Source organism: Devosia nitrariae, from assembly GCF_030160115.1.
Taxonomy (GTDB): domain Bacteria; phylum Pseudomonadota; class Alphaproteobacteria; order Rhizobiales; family Devosiaceae; genus Devosia; species Devosia nitrariae.
Genome location: NZ_BSNS01000024.1, coordinates 81922 through 98895, shown reverse-complemented (window position 1 = coordinate 98895; position 16974 = coordinate 81922). Strand labels below are relative to the sequence as shown.

Genomic DNA, 16974 nt, shown 5'->3' with positions numbered 1-16974 from the left:
CGAATGGTGGACCGGAGGGGTGGGAGAGTGGTTAAATCCATCAGACTGTAAATCTGACGCCTTAGGCTACGCTGGTTCGAATCCAGCCCCCTCCACCAGCACCCGGAGCGAGACCCGATAGGGTGCGTCTGCCAGAGGGCCGCCCGCAAGGGGCCCAGGCTGGCGGGTATAGCTCAATGGTAGAGCAGCAGCCTTCCAAGCTGAATACGCGGGTTCGATTCCCGCTACCCGCTCCAACTTCTCACCACACGCCAGATGGCGAGGAAACCGCCACTTGCCGGTGCCTGGCAAAGGCGCTACGGCTCGCCTGAGCAAAGGACGCCCATGAGCCGCAACAAGTTTCCGCCCAAGCCCAGACACGATCCCGATACCGGCCCTATCTATCTCTATGGCCTCCATACCGTTCGCGCCGCTCTCGACAATCCGCACCGGGTGAAGAAGACGCTGCTTGCCACGCCCAATGCGCTGGCGCGGCTGCGCGAGACCGGCGAGATCGGTCAGCTTTCGGTTACCGAAACAACGCCCAAGGAGCTGGACCGCCTGCTCGGAACCGACGCGGTGCATCAGGGCGTCGCGCTTGAGGTCGATCCGGTCAGCCGCTTCGGCCTCGACGATATGCACAACCCTCACCTCGTCGTCGTCCTCGACCAGATCACCGATCCGCACAATGTCGGCGCGGTCCTGCGCACTGCCTGCGCGTTCGGCGCCGACGCGGTGGTCACCACCGCACGGCACTCCCCGCGCGAGACGGGCGTCATGGCCAAGGCCGCCTCTGGCGCACTCGATCTGATGGCCGTGGTCGAGGTGCGCAACCTCGGCGACGCGCTGCAGACCCTCAAGGATCGCGGCCTGCTGGTACTTGGATTTGATTCCGAGGCCGAGGCTCCGTTGAAGCCGCGCACCGACGCGCAGCCGATTGCTGTCGTGCTTGGTGCCGAAGGCAAGGGATTGCGCCAGCGCACTCGCGAGCTTTGCGACGAGATGGTCCGGCTGGACATGCCCGGCCCCATCAAGTCCCTCAACGTCTCCAACGCCGCCGCCATTGCCCTCTTTGCGGCGACAGCAGGAGCGGATCAAGGGCGGTAAATCGCGGTCAAGACGTCAGGTGAGGTTCCTACGCCGCTCCAGCTCCATCTCCGTTGGCTGCTCGAGCGCGAACGACCCGGTCACCACCTCGCCGTTGCGCACATAGCGGTTCATCGTCACACCGGACGGGGACGTCACCGAGGAAATGAGCTTCAGCGCGCCCGGCTGCACGCTGTCGCCTAAGAACCGCTTACCCCTGCCCAACAGCACCGGAAAGAAGAGGGTATAGATCTCGTCGGCGAGATCGTTGGCAAAGAGCGTCTGGACGAAATCGCTGGAGCCCTGGGTCATGATGTTCCGCCCATCCTCGCTCTTGAGCTTCCTGATCGCCGCGACCGGATCGGCGCCCAGCCAGTGGCTGTTCTCCCAGTCGAGCCGGATGTCCGGATTGCGCGAGGCGACGTATTTGTTGATCTGTCCGAAGTGCTGACCCATGGGGTCGCCGTTTTTGGCCGCCTGCGGCCAGTGGGCCGCGAAGATGTCGTAGGTTTTGCGGCCGAGCAGCAGGTCGAAGGGATCGGAGAACATCTCGCCCATCGCCCCGCCCACTACCTCGTCGAAATGCGGCACGTTCCACCCGCCATACTTGAAGCCACCCGTCGGATCCTCCTCCGGCGCACCCGGCGCCTGCATCACTCCGTCGACACTGACGAATGCGGCTGCAATGACTTTTCTCATTGGTCTCTCCTTGAGTTGCGCTTGGCTGTCTGATGCCTCCACGACGACCTTGGGTGGCGGAAATCGACAAGGCAGACGGAGAAACTTGAGTAGTGATGGTAGCGGTAAATAGGCAAGGCCGGGAGCTCATCGGCTGGCTATTTCCGCCCCACCCCTTGTGGGCGGAACCCCTTGCGGCTATGGCAGGCACGAAGCCCGACGGCGACGAGGGACACCACGTGACTCAGCAATCGATCCGCATCGCCCCTTCCATCCTCTCGGCCGATTTTTCGCGCCTGGGCGAAGAGGTTCGTGCGATCGATGCCGCCGGCGGCGATGTCTTCCATATCGACATCATGGACGGTCACTTCGTTCCCAATATCAGCTTCGGCCCCACCATCGTGCAGTCGATCCGCAACATCACGGCCAAACCCTTCGACGTGCATTTGATGATCGCCCCCGTCGATCCCTATATCGCCGCCTTCGCCCGGGCCGGCGCCGACGGCATCACAGTCCATGCCGAAGCCGGTCCCCACCTCCACCGTTCCATCCAGGCGATCAAAGCCGAAGGCAAGCGCGCCGGCGTTGCCATCAATCCGGCGACCCCCGTCTCGGCGATCGAACACGTCATCGACGGCGTCGATCTCGTCCTCGTCATGAGCGTCAACCCCGGCTTCGGCGGCCAGAGCTTCATCCCCGTGGCGCTCGAGAAGCTCCGCCAAGCTCGTGCCCTCATCGGCGGCCGCCCCATAGATCTGGAGGTCGACGGCGGCGTCGACCCCGACAATGCGCACGAGATCGCAGCGGCCGGCGCCAACCTTCTCGTTGCCGGCTCCTCGGTCTTTGCCGGCAACGACCCCGCGACCTATGCCGATCGCATTGCGGCACTGCGCACTGCCGCAACGACGCTCAAAGCCTGATCGGCATGTCTGATCCGCGCCCGGCCGGCCTCAGCCACATGACCTTCGTCGTCGCCGATCTCGACGCGATGGAGGAAATCCTGATTGCCGTGCTGGACGCCCGCAAGGTCTACGACAGCGGCCAAGAGCAGGTCTCACTCTCCGAAGAGCGCTTCTATCTTGTCGGGGACGAGGAGATATGGATCGCCGTGATGAAGGGAGAAGCCCTTGCCTCGCGCACCTACAATCACATCGCCTTCAAGATCGACGAGGCCGATTTCGACTCCTATCGTCAGCGCATCGCAGCACTCGGCCTCGACATCCGCGAGAGCCGCCCGCGCGTTGCCGGCGAAGGCAGATCGCTGTATTTCCACGACCGCGACAACCATCTGTTCGAGCTCCACACGGGGACGTTGAGCGAGCGCCTCGCCCGCTATGCCCGTGGCCGCGAGCCTGACTCAGACATTCAACCGATGAGCCCAAGCCCATGATTCCGCGCTATTCCCGTCCCGAGATGGTCGCCATCTGGTCGCCGCAGACGCGGTTCCGCATCTGGTTCGAGATCGAGGCGCACGCGACCTCGGCGCTCGCCGACCTCGGCGTCGTGCCCCAGGAGGCGGCGCGGGTCATCTGGGAGAAGGGAAACGCGGCGACCTTCGATGTCGAGCGCATCGAGGAGATCGAAGCCACCACAAAGCACGATGTCATCGCGTTCCTCACGCACCTGGCCGAAATCGTCGGGCCCGAAGCCCGCTTCGTCCACCAGGGCATGACCTCCTCGGACGTGCTCGACACCACGCTCGCCGTGCAGCTCGCGCGCGCCGCCGACATTCTCCTCGCCGATATCGATGCCCTGCTCGCAGCGATCAAGCGCCGTGCCGTCGAGCACAAGACCACCATCACCATCGGGCGCAGCCATGGCATCCACGCCGAGCCGACCACCTTCGGGATCAAACTCGCCGAGGCCTATGCCGAGTTCGCGCGCAACCGCACCCGGCTCGTTGCCGCCCGCGCCGAGATTGCCACCTGCGCCATCTCCGGCGCCATCGGCACCTTTGCCAATATCGATCCGCGGATCGAGGAATATGTCGCCGAGAAGATGGGGTTGATGGTCGAACCGGTCTCGACCCAGGTCATCCCGCGCGACCGGCACGCAATGTTCTTTGCAACCCTGGGCGTCATCGCCTCCTCGCTCGAGCGCGTCGCTACCGAGATCCGCCACCTGCAGCGCACCGAAGTGCTCGAGGCCGAGGAATATTTCTCGCCCGGCCAGAAGGGCTCCTCGGCCATGCCGCACAAGCGCAACCCGGTGCTGACCGAAAACCTCACCGGCCTCGCCCGGCTGGTACGCGGCATGGTCACCCCTGCCCTGGAAAACGTCGCCCTCTGGCACGAACGTGATATCTCGCACTCGTCGGTCGAGCGCATGATTGGTCCCGACGCCACCGTCACCCTCGATTTCGCCCTCGCCCGCCTGACCGGGGTCATTGATAAGCTGCTCGTCTATCCCGAGAACATGCAGCGCAACCTCGACTTGCTGGGCGGCCTTCACAACTCTCAGCGCGTGCTGCTGGCCCTGACCCAGGCCGGATACTCGCGCGAGGACGCCTATGTTCTGGTCCAGCGCAGCGCCATGAAGGTCTGGGAAATGCGCGGCGACCGCACCGGCGCCTTCGCCAGGAAACTTAGGGAAGATCCCGAAGTGACTCTTTCCGATGGCGAAATCGACGCCATGTTCGACGATGCTTATCATTTGAAGCACGTCGACACCATCTTCCGCCGGGTCTTCGGAGAAAGCTGAAAACCGATGCCGATAACTTGTCAGCAAGAGGAAACGCTTACGGCCGCCGATTATATCGCCTGTGTTGGACAGACCACGCTGGGATCGGGGCGCCCGATCACCAATCCCGAGCGTGTGCAGGCCATGCTCGACGGCGCCAACTTCATCGTTACCGCCCGTGACGAGACCGGTATGCTCGTCGGCCTCGCGCGCTGCATGAACGACGGTGTCTGGATCTGCTTTTGCGCTGACCTTGCGGTGCGCGAAAGCCACCAAGGCCAAGGTATCGGCCGAGCGATCATCGACAAGTGTACCGAGTTGCTCGGCCCCAGAGTCGGGTTCATTCTCGTTTCAGAACCGTCCGCAGAAGGGTTCTATGAGCGCACTGGCATGAAGCGTTATGCGGCATTCTTTCATCCACGGACCGATCGCTCATGAGGATTGCCGAAGCCGACGTCCTCATCCTGCCGGGCCTGGGTGATTCCGGTCCCGGCCATTGGCAGCGGCGCTGGGGTGAGCGCCTCACCAACGCCCGCTTCGTCGAGCAGGACGACTGGGACGAGCCGCAACTCGAAGATTGGGTGGCAGCCATTCACCGCGAGATCATGATGGCGACGCGTCCCGTCGTTGTCATTGCCCATTCCCTCGCCGTCATTGCTCTCGCCCACACCGCCCAACGCCTCGTCGACACCAAGGTGCGCGGTGCTTTCCTCGTCTCGGCGCCCGACATTGAGCTCAATCGCGCCGTACCGTCCGAGACCGCACCCTTCGCCCCGGTCCCGCGCGATCCTCTGCCCTTTCCCTCGATGCTCGTGACCTCGGCCAGCGACCCTTATTGCAGTCTGGAACGTGCCGCCGAATTCGCCGCCTGCTGGGGGTCCGACTTCCATGTGGCTGGCGATGCCGGCCACATCAACCTCGAGTCCGGCCACGGGCCATGGCCGGAAGGCCTTTTGATGTTCACCCGGCTGATGCAGCGGCTATGAGCGACCCTTACGCAATTCTCCTCACCCCGCCGGACGTCGACGACTATCGTCGGTTACGGGTGGTGGCGGGACTCAGTGCCAAGTCCGAGGAATCCGCGCGCCTCGGCCTACCCAACACCTGGTTCGGCGTTACTGTCCTCCACGACGGCCACGCCATCGGCATGGGCCGCATCATTGGAGACGGCGGAACCGCGTTCCAGATCGTCGATATTGCCGTCGAACCGGCCCATCAGGGCAAAGGGCTGGGCAAGCGCATCATGAGCGTGCTGATGGACCACCTCCACGCCAACGCACCGGCGGGCGCTTATGTCAGCCTCATTGCCGACGGCGACGCGCAGCACCTCTATGCCAAATATGGCTTCTAGCCGGTCATGCCTGCCTCGATCGGCATGGCGACTCGCGCCGGCCGGCACTGAAGCAAACAAAAAAGCCGGCTCAGCGGCCGGCCTTTCGCACTGTCAATTCGACTGTGCTCAGCCCTCGGCCAGCACCTGCTCACGGGCCACTTCGACGAGTTGCGCCATTTTCTGGCGAATCGCCTCGTCAGTGACGGAAAGGCCCTTGGCCTTGATGTCGGCGGAAACCTTGCGGAAAACATCCTCGTCGCCGGCCTCCTCGAAATCGGCCGCCACCACTTCAGCCGCATAGGCCTTGGCCTCGTCGCCCGACAGGTCCATCAACTCGGCTGCCCATATTCCCAGCAACTTGTTGCGCCGCGCCTCGGCCTTGAACCGCAGTTCCGCATCCAGCGCGAACTTGGCTTCCTGGCCCTTCTTGCGATCCTCGAATCCTGACACTTCGCTCTCCCCTTGTTCTGGCCGGATGCCGCTTGTCTGTTGGCTCTGGACATAGAAGGTTCGACACACCAAATCAACGGTTACGGCGCACACCCGAACCTGTCCCCACCCAGCTGCGGCGCGGCATAATGTCCGGCGGCAGGAACGGGAATTCGCCGCTGACTACCTCGCCGCCCGCAGCGAAAGGACTTGCATTTCTGTCCCGTTCTGGCGCATGAAGCGGCCCAATTCGCATCCACTCCCTTCATCGGTATCCGGCAGAGCCAATATGAACCGTCGTCGCAGAATCTATGAAGGCAAGGCTAAGATCCTCTTCGAGGGTCCCGAGCCCGGCACTCTGGTTCAGTACTTCAAAGACGATACGACCGCCGGCGATGGCGCAAAGCACGAAGTCCTCGACGGCAAAGGCGTGCTCAACAACCGTATCTCCGAGTTCATTTTCAGTAAGCTCAATGGGCTCGGCATACCGACTCACTTCATCCGCCGCATCAACATGCGCGAGCAGCTGATCAAGGAAGTTGAGATCATCCCGCTCGAGGTGATCGTGCGCAACTTCGCCGCCGGATCGCTCGCCAAGCGCCTGGGGCTGGAGCCGGGCACGCAGTTGCCGCGTTCGATCATCGAGTTCTGCTATAAGGACGATGCCCTCCACGACCCGATGGTCTCCGAGGAGCATATCACCGCCTTCGGCTGGGCAACGCCCCAGGAACTCGACGACATCATGTCGCTCGCCATCCGCGTCAACGATTTCCTATCGGGCCTCTTCATGGGCGTCGGCATCCAGCTCGTCGACTTCAAGATCGAGGTCGGCCGCCTCTACGAAGGCGACATGATGCGCATTGTGCTCGCCGACGAGATTTCGCCCGACAGCTGCCGCCTGTGGGACATCAAGACCCGCAACAAGCTCGACAAGGACCGCTTCCGCGAAGACCTTGGCGGCCTCGTCGACGCCTACCGCGAAGTCGCCCAGCGCCTCGGCATCCTGGTGGAAGCCGAAAATGCGCTGACGACCGGCCCGCGCCTCGTGCAGTAGACCTCTTCACGCTCGGAAGTTCCATGAAAGCCCGCGTCACCGTCACCCTCAAGGCCGGCGTCCTCGATCCGCAGGGACAGGCCATCGAAGGCTCCTTGAAGGGCCTCGGCTTTTCCGGCGTCGCCTCGGTCCGCCAAGGCAAGGTCTTCGACCTCGTTCTCGACGGCGCAAGCGAGGAGGAGGCCCGCATCGCGATTACGCAGATGTGCGAGAAGCTCCTTGCCAACACGGTGATCGAAAACTACGCCGTCGAAATCTCGAATTAACCCCTTTCTGTCACACTGCTCGTATTCGCGTGTGTTGCGCTGGACGCTCCTGAAATGCTGACTAAAATCTCCCTTTCCGTCCTCTTTTTCGCCTCCATGTTCCTCCTGGTCGCCGCCTACGCCTCCGTGCCTGCCTGATCGCTGGCATTTAGCTAAAGCCTTAGCGATTAAGCATTTTCCTTAATCCTGCGAAAAATCCCTTATCCACGCTCGCATCGAACTGGGCTATGTGTGTGGCACGGTAAGAAGGGGCATGGCATGAGCGGACAGCGTCTTGATTGGGTCGATACGGCCAAGGGCCTCTCGATTCTTCTCGTCGTCATGATGCATTCGGCCTATGGCGTCGGGGAAGCCACCGGCGGCACCGGTATCCTGCATTGGGTCATCGCCTGGGCGACCCCTTTCCGCATGCCCGAATTCTTCCTGATCTCGGGCCTGTTCCTTGCCAACGTCATCAGCCGCGACTGGTCGCGCTACGCCGACAGGCGCGTGGTTCACTACCTCTATTTCTACGCCCTCTGGGCAGTCATCCATATCGTCTTCAAGGTCGGCCTCGGTGCCGGAGATCCGGCAACCGCCGCCGGCTACCTCGCCTGGGCGGTGATCCAGCCCTATGGCGTTCTTTGGTTCATCTACATGCTCGCCGTGCTCAGCGCGGCCGTAAAGCTCGTTCACGACCTGCGCGTGCCCCTCTGGGCAGCGCTTGCCGCCGGCGCCGTCTTGCAGGTCGCGCCCATCGACACTGGAATCTACGCTCTCGATCAGTTCGCCGAGTACTTCGTCTATTTCTACGCAGGCTATGCGCTCGCGCCCTACATCTTCCGCCTGGCCGCCTGGACTGCCGAAAACCCGGCTCTCGCCGTGATTGGCCTTGCCGCGTGGGCGGCGATCAATACCGGTCTCGTCTTCTCGTCCGGCTTCGCGTTGGAACCGGTCGGCAGCACGCTGGGCATCGCCGGCATTCCCGGCCTTCGCCTCGTGCTGGCGCTTGCCGGCTCGATCGCGCTCTGCACCATCGCCGTCCTTGTCTCACGGCTGGCGTTCATGGACTGGCTGCGCTGGCTGGGCTCGAAGTCGATCGTCGTCTATCTGGCCTTTGCTCTACCGATGGCTGTCACCCGCGAGGTCCTCGTCCGCCTCGGCCTCGTTTCGGATACCAGCCTCCTCAGCGTCGTTGTCATGGCGAGCGCGGTCATCTCTCCGCTCGTCCTCTACTGGCTGATCCAGCGCACCGGCTGGGGCAGGTTCCTGTTCGAGCGTCCGGCGTGGGCACATATCCCCGGCACGCCCGGCTCGCGCCAAGCCCAACCCGTACGTGCACCGGCCGAATAATATCCGCGTCATTGACGCAGCTCGCCCCTTGCCTTTTGGGCCAACCATCGCCACAAGACCGTCCTGAGCCCACATCTGCCAAGGACAACAGCGATGAAGTCCGCCGTCGTCGTATTTCCCGGCCTCAATCGCGATTCCGATATGATCGCCGCCCTGACCAAGATCGGCGGCACGCCTCCCGCCGTCGTCTGGCATCAGGACGCGACCATTCCCGATGTCGACCTCATCGTCATCCCGGGCGGATTCTCCTATGGAGACTACCTGCGTGCCGGTGCCATCGCCGCCCGCTCGCCGATCATGGACGTCATCCGCGAGCGTTCTGAAAAGGGCGTCCGGATCCTCGGCGTCTGCAACGGCTTCCAGATCCTGACCGAGGCGGGCCTCCTGCCCGGCGTCCTCATGCGCAACGCCTCGCTCAAATTCGTCTGTCGGGAAGTCAAGCTCGAGGTCGCCAACGCCGATACGGTCTTCACCCGCGGCTATACGGCCGGACAGGTGATCCGCTGCCCGGTCGCCCATCATGACGGCAACTATTTCGCCGATCCCGAGACCCTGGCGCGCATCGAAGACAATGGCCAGGTGGCCTTCCGATATGCCGATGGCACCAATCCCAACGGCTCGATCCACGACATCGCCGGCGTCTTCAATGCGGACAAGTCCGTGCTCGGCCTCATGCCGCACCCGGAGAACCTCATCGAGAGCGCCCATGGCGGCATCGACGGACGCGGGTTGTTCAACGGCCTGCTCGATGCGGTAGCTTAAGGGGCCGGTGGGCCATGGGGGACCTCCCCCACGCCCATGCCTGTGTCTGCCGCTTTCCCGATCCGCCCTACGGACCTCCCGCTTGATGACCATCCCCAACGACACCGCCATCACGCCGCAACTCGTCGCCGATCACGGCCTCAAGCCCGACGAGTACCAGAAGATCCTCGATCTCATCGGCCGCGAGCCGACTTTTACCGAGCTCGGCGTCTTCTCGGCGATGTGGAACGAGCATTGCTCGTACAAGTCCTCGAAGAAGTGGCTGCGCACGCTCCCGACCCAAGGGCCGCGGGTCATCCAGGGACCCGGTGAGAATGCCGGCGTCGTCGACATCGGCGATGGCCAGGCGGTGGTCTTCAAGATGGAGAGCCACAACCATCCTTCGTTCATCGAGCCCTATCAGGGTGCCGCGACCGGGGTCGGGGGAATCCTCCGCGACGTCTTCACCATGGGCGCTCGGCCGATCGCCGCCATGAACGCCCTGCGTTTCGGCGCGCCCGAGCATGAGAAGACCCAGCACCTGGTTTCCGGCGTCGTTGCCGGCGTCGGCGGCTATGGCAATTCGTTCGGTGTGCCGACGGTCGGCGGTGAAGTCGAGTTCGACGCCCGCTACAACGGCAACATTCTCGTCAACGCCTTCGCGGCCGGCCTCGCCGATACCGACAAGATTTTCTATTCGAAGGCCGAGGGCGTCGGCCTGCCCGTCGTCTATCTTGGCGCCAAGACCGGCCGCGACGGGGTGGGCGGGGCCACCATGGCCTCGGCCGAGTTCGGCGACGACATCGACCAAAAGCGTCCGACCGTGCAGGTGGGCGACCCGTTCACCGAGAAACGCCTGCTCGAAGCCTGCCTCGAGCTGATGGCGACGGGGGCCGTCATCGCCATCCAGGACATGGGTGCGGCGGGTCTCACCTGCTCAGCCGTCGAGATGGGCGCCAAGGGCGACCTTGGCATAGAGCTCGACCTCGACAGGGTGCCAGTGCGCGAAGCAGCCATGACCCCTTACGAGATGATGCTCTCGGAGAGCCAGGAGCGCATGCTCATGGTCCTGCATCCGGACAAGGAGGCCGAGGCGCGCGCCATCTTCGAGAAGTGGGAGCTCGATTTTGCCACTGTCGGACGTACCACCGACGACCTGCGCTTCCGCATCCGCTGGCACGGCGACGAAGTTGCCAACCTGCCCATCAAGGAGCTGGGCGACGAGGCGCCGGAATACGACCGCCCCTGGATTGCGCCGCAAGCGCCCGTTCCGCTCGCCACCAACGATATTCCGCAGATGGACGTGGCCGACGCGCTCCTCAAGCTGATGGGCGGGCATCAGCTCTCATCGCGCCGCTGGGTCTATGAGCAGTACGATACCCTGATCCAAGGCAACTCGCTGCAGACGCCGGGAGGCGATGCCGGCGTCGTCCGTGTCGAGGGTCACCCGATCAAGGCTCTCGCCTTCTCCTCGGACGTGACGCCGCGCTATTGCGAGGCCGACCCTTATGAAGGCGGCAAGCAGGCCGTGGCCGAGTGCTGGCGGAACTTGACGGCCACCGGAGCCGATCCGCTGGCTGCCACCGACAACCTCAATTTCGGCAATCCCGAGCGTCCCGAGATCATGGGCCAGTTGGTCCGTGCCATCGAGGGGATCGGCGAGGCCTGCCGGGTTCTCGAGTTCCCGATCGTTTCGGGCAACGTCTCGCTCTATAACGAGACCAACGGCCGCGGCATCATGCCGACCCCAACCATCGGCGGAGTCGGCCTCATTCCCGACTGGACGCACCTGGCCCGCATCGCCTTTGCTGGTCAAAACCAGCCGATCCTGCTCATTGGCGCGCCACCTGCCTGGGGCACACACCTCGGGCAATCGATCTACCTGCGCGATCTCTTCGAGCGCAAGGACGGCCCGGCCCCACATGTCGATCTCGTCCACGAGAAGAAGGTCGGCGATTTCGTACGCGGACTGATCCGCGCCGGTACCGCCACCGCCGTCCACGACCTGTCCGACGGCGGTTTGGCGGCCGGCCTTGCCGAAATGGCCATCGCCTCCGGTATCGGCGCGACGGTCAGCCAGCTCGAGGGTTACGATCCGATCCCGGTCTTCTTCGGCGAAGACCAGGGCCGCTATCTCGTCACCGTCGCGCTCGACGCGCAGAGCGAGGCCTTCCATGACCTGCTGAACGAGGCCGCCGTCCACGGCATTTTCGCGCCCTGGATCGGCACGACCGGCGGTACCGATCTCGTCCTCGGCAACGCTCGTCCCGTGGCTGTCGCCGATCTGCGTTCGGCATATGAGGGGTGGTTCCCGAACTATATGGCCGGCCAGTGATGTGCGGCTTTGCATGACGATCCGCCTTATCCTTGCCTTGGTTTAGTGGCGACAAGGAGAGGCGGAGGGCAGGACCGTCGGCGACCCCGTTCAGGGCCAGCGCCGGCGAAACTGCAGAAAGAGCGCAAGGCGGGAATACGCCCCTTCCCGACCGCGCCTGGAGAAGTCTATGCGTCTTAGCCGTTACGCGTGCAGCCTCCTTATGGCCGCAGCCGCGCTCGTGCCCATCGAGACCGCTGCCCAGACCGTCAGCATCACCCGCGGCATCTTCGAAGGTCAGCCTTATACGCTCGTCTACCCGTCGGCCATGCTGGCCTCGGGCGGCGGTGCAAATCCGCTGACGATCAACCATCCGGATGCGCCGCTGCAGTGCGAGCTTGCCATCCTGCCGGCTACGGCGGACGACTGGACTCCGCAAGGTGCGCTCGAGCACTTCGATGAGGAGGCGGCCGCCGAGCGATGGGCGCAGATCTTCCCCGGCTTTGCCATCACCGGCAGCTCGGTCGTGCCCTACCAGAACGGCGACGCGCTGCTCTACGAAGGCCTAAGCGACGATTCGCCGATGGATATCCCCATCACCCTCGTCCACACTGAAGCCGTGGATGCCGGCCGCGGCTACGTGCTCGACTGTATTTACGCCACCGCCGAAGCGGCCAACGCCCGCCCAATCGTCGATTTCATTATCGCCAATTTCTCGACCCGCTCGGACGCCGAGTGCTGCGCAGGCGCGCAGCCGGCCGAGCCTCCCGCAGCGGATCCGCCCCAGTAGCGCGCCTTTGTATTGAAGGACGCCGGCCCGCATGCCATATCAGGCAAGGTGGAATGCGGTTGCAGGAGGTGACGATGCCGATGGATGCCAGCGAAATCGAGCGCCGGATCAAGGCCGCCCTTCCCGATGCCGAGATCGAGATCCGGGACCTTGCCGGTGACGGCGACCACTATGCCGCCGCGGTCAAGTCAGAGCAGTTCCGCGGCAAATCGCGCGTGCAGCAGCACCAGCTCGTCTATGCGGCCCTGAAGGGCGACATGGGCGGCGCACTGCATGCCCTCGCCCTGCAGACCAGCGCGCCCGACTGATCCGGTGTCGTTAAAGGATTCCCTCGAACTGATCCGCACGGTTCGTCCCGAGGCCGGGACAGCCATGCTCGATCACGAGATCATGGCCGAGCGTGCCTCCTCGCTCGGCGAGGCTGAGCGGCAGGTCGCCAAGACCATCGCCGCCCTGTCCGCGGCCGCCGCAACCGACGGTCGGACTCATCGCCTGGCCGAGGCGCAAAGGGCGGTCTGGCAGTACTTCGTTCAGCGCGAACTCTGTGGCTTTCGCCGCCATGCCGACGTGATTCGCGATCTGAGAATTCCGGCCGAAGTCCTTAACGGACTTGGCGCTTCTCATACGCTGCGGCGTTCGTAAGAGCGGGCCATGTCGGATCTCCCTCACTCTGTGCCCGGGTGCCAGTTCTGCCTTGCAAACGACCTGCTGAACGATGCGCCTTTGTTCACCAATCGGACCTGCTACTTTCTCGCCAGTGCCGATCCGCTCCTGCAGCATGCGGGCATGATCATCCCGTTCCGCCACGCTGCTACACCCTTCGATCTTGGCGAAGTCGAATGGCGCGACACCTTCGATCTGCTCGAAAAGGCCAAGGTCCACCTCTCCGAAGCGCTGCCGGATGGCTACACCATCGGCTGGAACGTGGGCGCGGCCGCTGGCCAGACAGTCGGCCACGCTCATCTGCACGTCATCAGCCGGTTCGCTGACGAACCTCTGGCAGGCCGGGGGCTGCGCCACCACCTCAAGCAAGCCGCAAACCGACGACCGACAAGGAATTAAGCATGCGCGCGGTTCTCTTTGACATTGACGGCGTGCTCGTGCACAGCCGCTTTCACCCGGAAATGGAACGCCGCCGCTTCTGGGACGAGCACCTGCTTACCGATCTCGGCATCGAGCCATCGCGCTTCCAATCGATGTTCGGCCCCGGCTTCGACGCTGTCATCACGGGGGAACGCTCGCTGATCGAAGTGCTCGATGGGTTCCTGCCAACCATCGGCTACAACGGGTCTACCTTGCGGTTCCTCGAATATTGGCTCGAGCGCGACACCAACGTGAACTATGCCCTTGTCGAACAGATAACGAGGCTGCGCGGGACAGGCGACGTGAAGGTGTTCCTTGCGACCAATCAGGAACACCTGCGGGCGAACTACCTTTGGCGCGAACTCCGTCTCGGTCACATCTTCGACGACATGCTTTACGCGGCTCGTCTTGGCGCGGCCAAGCCCTCGGTGGCGTTCTTCGAGCGCGCGGCGGTGCACCTGACCGATTGCGAGGGAGTGCCGCTGTTTTTCGACGATTCCGAAAAGGTTGTCGCCGGAGCCCGCGATTTCGGCTGGGAGGCGGTGCTTTTCAACGAGATCGAGCACTTCACGGACCACCCATGGGTGGCCGGTCGGTTGGCCAGGTCGTGAAGGCAAATGACCAAGGCAATCATCTTCGACATCGACGGCGTGCTCGTGCACGGCTATCACGCCCGCCCGGAGCTTCAGCCACGCTGGGATGAGAACCTGCTTGGCGACCTTGGAATCGATCCCGAACGGTTCCGCAACGAGTTCATCTACGACGTCTTCATCAAGAAAGTGATCGTCGGAGAGATGGCGCTGGTAGATGCGCTCGAACGGGTTCTGCCGACGCTGGGTTTTAATCGCTCGCCGATGATCCTTGTGCACTACTGGCTGAGCCACGACAGCGAGATCAACCAACCTTTGCTCGACGCCATCGCGCGCCTCAAGGCGGATTCCGACATCCGCCTCTTCCTTGCCACCAACCAAGAGCATTTGCGAGCCCACTGGCTTTGGCAGACGCTCGGCCTCGGCGACCTGTTCGAGGACATGTTCTATTCTGCCCGCGTCGGTGTGTTGAAGCCGGAAAAGGCCTTCTTCGACTTCGCCGCCGCCCGCATTGGTCCGCAAGACGAGCAACCGCTTTTCTTCGATGATACGCCCAAGATGATCGATGGTGCGCGCAGCTATGGTTGGGAGGCGGTGCCGTTCAACACGCTCGAGGACTTTACCCTTCATCCATGGGTCGCGGCGCGTCTTGCGCAGACTTGATCGGCGTCAACCTCGACACAGTCTGCGCGATATCCTATCTATCGGTAGAATATGTCCGTCCTCCCCCGGACCAGAAAGCGAGTTTCGATATGACTGACATCAACGCCTTCATCGACGACAAGGTGAAGACCACCGACGTGTTCCTGTTCATGAAGGGCACGCCCGATTTCCCGCAATGCGGCTTCTCCGGTCAGGTCGTACAGATCCTCAACTATCTCGGCATCGACTACGACAGCGCCAACGTGCTCGAGAACGACGAGCTACGCGAAGGCATCAAGGCCTACTCGAACTGGCCGACCATTCCCCAGCTCTACGTAAAGGGCGAGTTCGTCGGCGGCGCCGACATCACCCGAGAGATGTTCCAGAGCGGTGAGTTGCAGGGTCTTCTCGAAGGCAAGGGCATCGCCGTCCGCCAGACGGCCTGACGCCAGATCCGATCTTGTGACAATGCCGCGCCTCCCGCAGGCGCGGCATTGTCACGTCCGGGCGGTGGAATCGACTCATGAATCGGTCGCACCCATTCGTGTGGGTGATGCCATCCATCAGATAAAATCGCTGTTCGCGATCCGGGTGCGGGCGTAAGTACGACCTCAGCCATTGGACAGCGACCATGACCTCGATCACCGCCACCCGGCAGCCGGCCATCCCCTTCCCCCTCATCATCGTCGCGGGCTGCATTATCGCCGCCATCGGCTTTGGCACCCGCGGAGCCTTCGGCCTCTTTACGCTGCCGGTCACGGAAGACCTGGGCCTGACGCGGGAACAATGGGGCATGGCGATGGCCATTCAGAACCTCGCCTGGGGCATCGCCCAGCCCTTCGCCGGCGGCTTTGCCGACCGCTATGGCTATGGCCGCACGCTCGCCATCGGCGGCCTTGTCTACGCGGCCGGGCTCGTCTGGATGGCCTATACGCCCAATGCCGAGATCATGTACCTGTCGGCCGGGGTGTTGACGGGCGTTGGCATCGCCATCGCCTCCTTCGGCGTCGTCATGGCCGCGTTCGGCCGCATCGTGCCGCCCGAGAAGCGCAGCTTCGTGTTCGGCATCGCCACCGCCGCCTCTTCGGCCGGTCAATTCGTCTTCGCTCCGCTGGGACAGGGCTTCATTTCCGCCTTCGGCTGGCAGATGGCCCTCGTCTACATCGCCTGTCTGATGCTGCTGGTGGTGCCGCTTTCCCTGGCGCTACGCGGCCGCTCGCAAAGCGTTCCGGGTCAAGCCGACCTGCCGTTCATGGAAGCACTGGCCAAGGCCTGGGGCCACGGCTCCTACCGGCTCCTGGTCATCGGCTTCTTCGTGTGCGGGTTCCACCTGGCCTTCATCAACGTCCACATGCCCGCCTACCTGGTCGACTGCGGACTGACGCCTGAGGTCGGCAGTTGGACCATTGCCGTCATCGGCCTCTTCAACATCGCCGGCTCCTTGCTCTCGGGCTATCTGGGAGGACGCTTCCCCAAGCAGATCCTGCTGGCGGCCATCTACTTCTCGCGTGCCGTCGCCATCGGCCTCTTCCTCCTGATCCCGGTCAGCGAAATCACCGCCTATACCTTCGCGGCGGTCATGGGGCTGCTTTGGCTGTCGACCGTACCGCTGACCGCCGGCCTCGTCGGCCTCTTCTTCGGACCGCGTTACCTTGGCATGCTCTATGGCGTCGCGTTCCTCTCCCACCAGATCGGCTCCTTCGTCGGCGTGTGGCTGGGTGGCGTCGTCTATGACCAGACCGGCGACTACAGCCTTGTCTGGTACCTCGGCATCCTGCTCGGCCTGGCATCGGCCGCTGTGCATCTGCCAATCAACGAGCGCGGCGCGGCCAGCTTCGCATTGAAACCCGCCTGAGTTCTCAAAAGCCTGCGACCGTTACCGGAATCGATCTGATAGATCGAGCCCACCCCGAGGGTTGCCAAAGCCGGTAGGGAGGTTCATGTTCGCGGCTCCTGATGCCGCCGGACTTTTTTCCTT

At 63.4% G+C, this 16974-nt stretch carries 22 protein-coding genes and 2 tRNA genes; 22 read left to right on the top strand and 2 right to left on the bottom strand.

From position 1 onward, the window contains the following. Positions 1-13 precede the first annotated feature (13 nt). The 3 genes from QQK18_RS23310 to rlmB all read left to right on the top strand — a co-directional run bounded on the left by QQK18_RS23310 (position 14) and on the right by rlmB (position 1086). Positions 14-98 (top strand) — tRNA-Tyr (locus tag QQK18_RS23310). 64 nt (positions 99-162) lie between these two features. Then, positions 163-236: transfer RNA gene (locus QQK18_RS23305), tRNA-Gly, on the top strand. An 88-nt stretch (positions 237-324) separates the two neighbouring features. Next, positions 325-1086 (top strand): 23S rRNA (guanosine(2251)-2'-O)-methyltransferase RlmB, encoded by a 762-nt coding sequence (gene rlmB / locus QQK18_RS23300; RefSeq protein WP_284342800.1) that lies wholly within the window; start codon positions 325-327, stop codon positions 1084-1086. 15 nt (positions 1087-1101) lie between these two features. Here rlmB and QQK18_RS23295 read toward each other — a convergent pair whose 3' ends face one another. Beyond that, positions 1102-1764: a dihydrofolate reductase family protein gene (locus tag QQK18_RS23295; RefSeq protein ID WP_284342799.1), complete on the bottom strand. Its 663-nt coding sequence runs from the start codon at positions 1762-1764 to the stop codon at positions 1102-1104. A gap of 179 nt (positions 1765-1943) precedes the next feature. On the opposite strand from QQK18_RS23295, the gene rpe reads away from it, so the two are divergent. The 6 genes from rpe to QQK18_RS23265 are packed head-to-tail and all read left to right on the top strand — an operon-like array spanning position 1944 to position 5773. Beyond that, positions 1944-2663 carry a ribulose-phosphate 3-epimerase gene (gene rpe, locus QQK18_RS23290; protein WP_284342798.1) on the top strand — a complete coding sequence of 240 codons (720 nt, stop codon included), beginning with the start codon at positions 1944-1946 and terminating at the stop codon, positions 2661-2663. Between the two features lie 5 nt (positions 2664-2668). After that, complete coding sequence (fosX, locus tag QQK18_RS23285) at positions 2669-3133, top strand: FosX/FosE/FosI family fosfomycin resistance hydrolase (RefSeq protein ID WP_284342797.1); 465 nt, start codon at positions 2669-2671, stop codon at positions 3131-3133. Further along, the gene (purB, locus tag QQK18_RS23280) at positions 3130-4443 is read left to right on the top strand and encodes an adenylosuccinate lyase (protein WP_284342796.1); all 1314 of its coding nucleotides are present in this window, start codon (positions 3130-3132) and stop codon (positions 4441-4443) included. Before fosX ends, purB begins: the two co-directional genes overlap by 4 nt. A 6-nt stretch (positions 4444-4449) precedes the next feature. Beyond that, positions 4450-4860, top strand: coding sequence for a GNAT family N-acetyltransferase (locus QQK18_RS23275; protein WP_284342795.1), 411 nt, complete (start codon positions 4450-4452; stop codon positions 4858-4860). Beyond that, a complete protein-coding gene (locus tag QQK18_RS23270) occupies positions 4857-5408 on the top strand; it encodes an RBBP9/YdeN family alpha/beta hydrolase (RefSeq protein WP_284342794.1) in 552 nt (183 codons plus the stop codon). The genes QQK18_RS23275 and QQK18_RS23270 overlap by 4 nt, the downstream gene beginning before the upstream one ends. After that, positions 5405-5773 carry a GNAT family N-acetyltransferase gene (locus tag QQK18_RS23265; RefSeq protein ID WP_284342793.1) on the top strand — a complete coding sequence of 123 codons (369 nt, stop codon included), beginning with the start codon at positions 5405-5407 and terminating at the stop codon, positions 5771-5773. The genes QQK18_RS23270 and QQK18_RS23265 overlap by 4 nt, the downstream gene beginning before the upstream one ends. Before the next feature lie 108 nt (positions 5774-5881). On the opposite strand, the gene QQK18_RS23260 is transcribed toward QQK18_RS23265, so the two are convergent. Next, positions 5882-6205 carry a DUF1476 domain-containing protein gene (locus QQK18_RS23260; RefSeq protein WP_284342792.1) on the bottom strand — a complete coding sequence of 108 codons (324 nt, stop codon included), beginning with the start codon at positions 6203-6205 and terminating at the stop codon, positions 5882-5884. Between the two features lie 268 nt (positions 6206-6473). On the opposite strand from QQK18_RS23260, the gene purC reads away from it, so the two are divergent. From purC to QQK18_RS23195, 13 genes are all read left to right on the top strand, one after another. After that, entirely contained in the window at positions 6474-7238 is a 765-nt protein-coding gene (gene purC / locus QQK18_RS23255; RefSeq protein WP_284342791.1) for a phosphoribosylaminoimidazolesuccinocarboxamide synthase, read from the top strand. A 23-nt stretch (positions 7239-7261) separates the two neighbouring features. Next, positions 7262-7504: a phosphoribosylformylglycinamidine synthase subunit PurS gene (gene purS / locus QQK18_RS23250; protein WP_284342790.1), complete on the top strand. Its 243-nt coding sequence runs from the start codon at positions 7262-7264 to the stop codon at positions 7502-7504. 258 nt (positions 7505-7762) lie between these two features. After that, the gene (locus tag QQK18_RS23245; RefSeq protein WP_284342789.1) at positions 7763-8836 is read left to right on the top strand and encodes an acyltransferase family protein; all 1074 of its coding nucleotides are present in this window, start codon (positions 7763-7765) and stop codon (positions 8834-8836) included. Positions 8837-8929: 93 nt separating this feature from the next. After that, entirely contained in the window at positions 8930-9598 is a 669-nt protein-coding gene (purQ, locus tag QQK18_RS23240) for a phosphoribosylformylglycinamidine synthase subunit PurQ (RefSeq protein WP_284342788.1), read from the top strand. Positions 9599-9683: 85 nt separating this feature from the next. Then, positions 9684-11912 carry a phosphoribosylformylglycinamidine synthase subunit PurL gene (gene purL / locus QQK18_RS23235; RefSeq protein WP_284342787.1) on the top strand — a complete coding sequence of 743 codons (2229 nt, stop codon included), beginning with the start codon at positions 9684-9686 and terminating at the stop codon, positions 11910-11912. A gap of 169 nt (positions 11913-12081) precedes the next feature. Then, entirely contained in the window at positions 12082-12681 is a 600-nt protein-coding gene (locus QQK18_RS23230; RefSeq protein WP_284342786.1) for a hypothetical protein, read from the top strand. 74 nt (positions 12682-12755) lie between these two features. Further along, positions 12756-12989: a BolA family protein gene (locus QQK18_RS23225; protein WP_284342785.1), complete on the top strand. Its 234-nt coding sequence runs from the start codon at positions 12756-12758 to the stop codon at positions 12987-12989. A gap of 4 nt (positions 12990-12993) precedes the next feature. Next, the gene (locus QQK18_RS23220) at positions 12994-13323 is read left to right on the top strand and encodes a DUF6665 family protein (protein WP_284342784.1); all 330 of its coding nucleotides are present in this window, start codon (positions 12994-12996) and stop codon (positions 13321-13323) included. A 9-nt stretch (positions 13324-13332) separates the two neighbouring features. Then, entirely contained in the window at positions 13333-13743 is a 411-nt protein-coding gene (locus QQK18_RS23215; RefSeq protein ID WP_284342783.1) for an HIT family protein, read from the top strand. Between the two features lie 2 nt (positions 13744-13745). Further along, the gene (locus QQK18_RS23210) at positions 13746-14375 is read left to right on the top strand and encodes an HAD family hydrolase (protein WP_284342782.1); all 630 of its coding nucleotides are present in this window, start codon (positions 13746-13748) and stop codon (positions 14373-14375) included. A gap of 6 nt (positions 14376-14381) precedes the next feature. Then, the gene (locus QQK18_RS23205) at positions 14382-15017 is read left to right on the top strand and encodes an HAD-IA family hydrolase (protein WP_284342781.1); all 636 of its coding nucleotides are present in this window, start codon (positions 14382-14384) and stop codon (positions 15015-15017) included. A gap of 89 nt (positions 15018-15106) precedes the next feature. Then, positions 15107-15442 carry a Grx4 family monothiol glutaredoxin gene (gene grxD / locus QQK18_RS23200; RefSeq protein ID WP_284342780.1) on the top strand — a complete coding sequence of 112 codons (336 nt, stop codon included), beginning with the start codon at positions 15107-15109 and terminating at the stop codon, positions 15440-15442. A 185-nt stretch (positions 15443-15627) separates the two neighbouring features. Continuing rightward, positions 15628-16851: an MFS transporter gene (locus tag QQK18_RS23195; RefSeq protein WP_284342779.1), complete on the top strand. Its 1224-nt coding sequence runs from the start codon at positions 15628-15630 to the stop codon at positions 16849-16851. Positions 16852-16974 lie beyond the last annotated feature (123 nt).

Bases quoted from the DNA above. Each gene is read 5' to 3' on its own strand.
- purL (WP_284342787.1), top strand. From the start codon at position 9,684: ATGACCATCCCCAACGACACCGCCATCACGCCGCAACTCGTCGCCGAT.
- QQK18_RS23295 (WP_284342799.1), bottom strand. From the start codon at position 1,764: ATGAGAAAAGTCATTGCAGCCGCATTCGTCAGTGTCGACGGAGTGATG.
- QQK18_RS23195 (WP_284342779.1), top strand. From the start codon at position 15,628: ATGACCTCGATCACCGCCACCCGGCAGCCGGCCATCCCCTTCCCCCTC.
- purB (WP_284342796.1), top strand. From the start codon at position 3,130: ATGATTCCGCGCTATTCCCGTCCCGAGATGGTCGCCATCTGGTCGCCG.
- rpe (WP_284342798.1), top strand. From the start codon at position 1,944: ATGGCAGGCACGAAGCCCGACGGCGACGAGGGACACCACGTGACTCAG.
- QQK18_RS23270 (WP_284342794.1), top strand. From the start codon at position 4,857: ATGAGGATTGCCGAAGCCGACGTCCTCATCCTGCCGGGCCTGGGTGAT.
- purS (WP_284342790.1), top strand. From the start codon at position 7,262: ATGAAAGCCCGCGTCACCGTCACCCTCAAGGCCGGCGTCCTCGATCCG.
- QQK18_RS23225 (WP_284342785.1), top strand. From the start codon at position 12,756: ATGCCGATGGATGCCAGCGAAATCGAGCGCCGGATCAAGGCCGCCCTT.
- purC (WP_284342791.1), top strand. From the start codon at position 6,474: ATGAACCGTCGTCGCAGAATCTATGAAGGCAAGGCTAAGATCCTCTTC.
- QQK18_RS23230 (WP_284342786.1), top strand. From the start codon at position 12,082: ATGCGTCTTAGCCGTTACGCGTGCAGCCTCCTTATGGCCGCAGCCGCG.
- QQK18_RS23245 (WP_284342789.1), top strand. From the start codon at position 7,763: ATGAGCGGACAGCGTCTTGATTGGGTCGATACGGCCAAGGGCCTCTCG.
- QQK18_RS23205 (WP_284342781.1), top strand. From the start codon at position 14,382: ATGACCAAGGCAATCATCTTCGACATCGACGGCGTGCTCGTGCACGGC.
- rlmB (WP_284342800.1), top strand. From the start codon at position 325: ATGAGCCGCAACAAGTTTCCGCCCAAGCCCAGACACGATCCCGATACC.
- QQK18_RS23275 (WP_284342795.1), top strand. From the start codon at position 4,450: ATGCCGATAACTTGTCAGCAAGAGGAAACGCTTACGGCCGCCGATTAT.
- grxD (WP_284342780.1), top strand. From the start codon at position 15,107: ATGACTGACATCAACGCCTTCATCGACGACAAGGTGAAGACCACCGAC.
- QQK18_RS23215 (WP_284342783.1), top strand. From the start codon at position 13,333: ATGTCGGATCTCCCTCACTCTGTGCCCGGGTGCCAGTTCTGCCTTGCA.
- QQK18_RS23210 (WP_284342782.1), top strand. From the start codon at position 13,746: ATGCGCGCGGTTCTCTTTGACATTGACGGCGTGCTCGTGCACAGCCGC.
- fosX (WP_284342797.1), top strand. From the start codon at position 2,669: ATGTCTGATCCGCGCCCGGCCGGCCTCAGCCACATGACCTTCGTCGTC.
- QQK18_RS23265 (WP_284342793.1), top strand. From the start codon at position 5,405: ATGAGCGACCCTTACGCAATTCTCCTCACCCCGCCGGACGTCGACGAC.
- purQ (WP_284342788.1), top strand. From the start codon at position 8,930: ATGAAGTCCGCCGTCGTCGTATTTCCCGGCCTCAATCGCGATTCCGAT.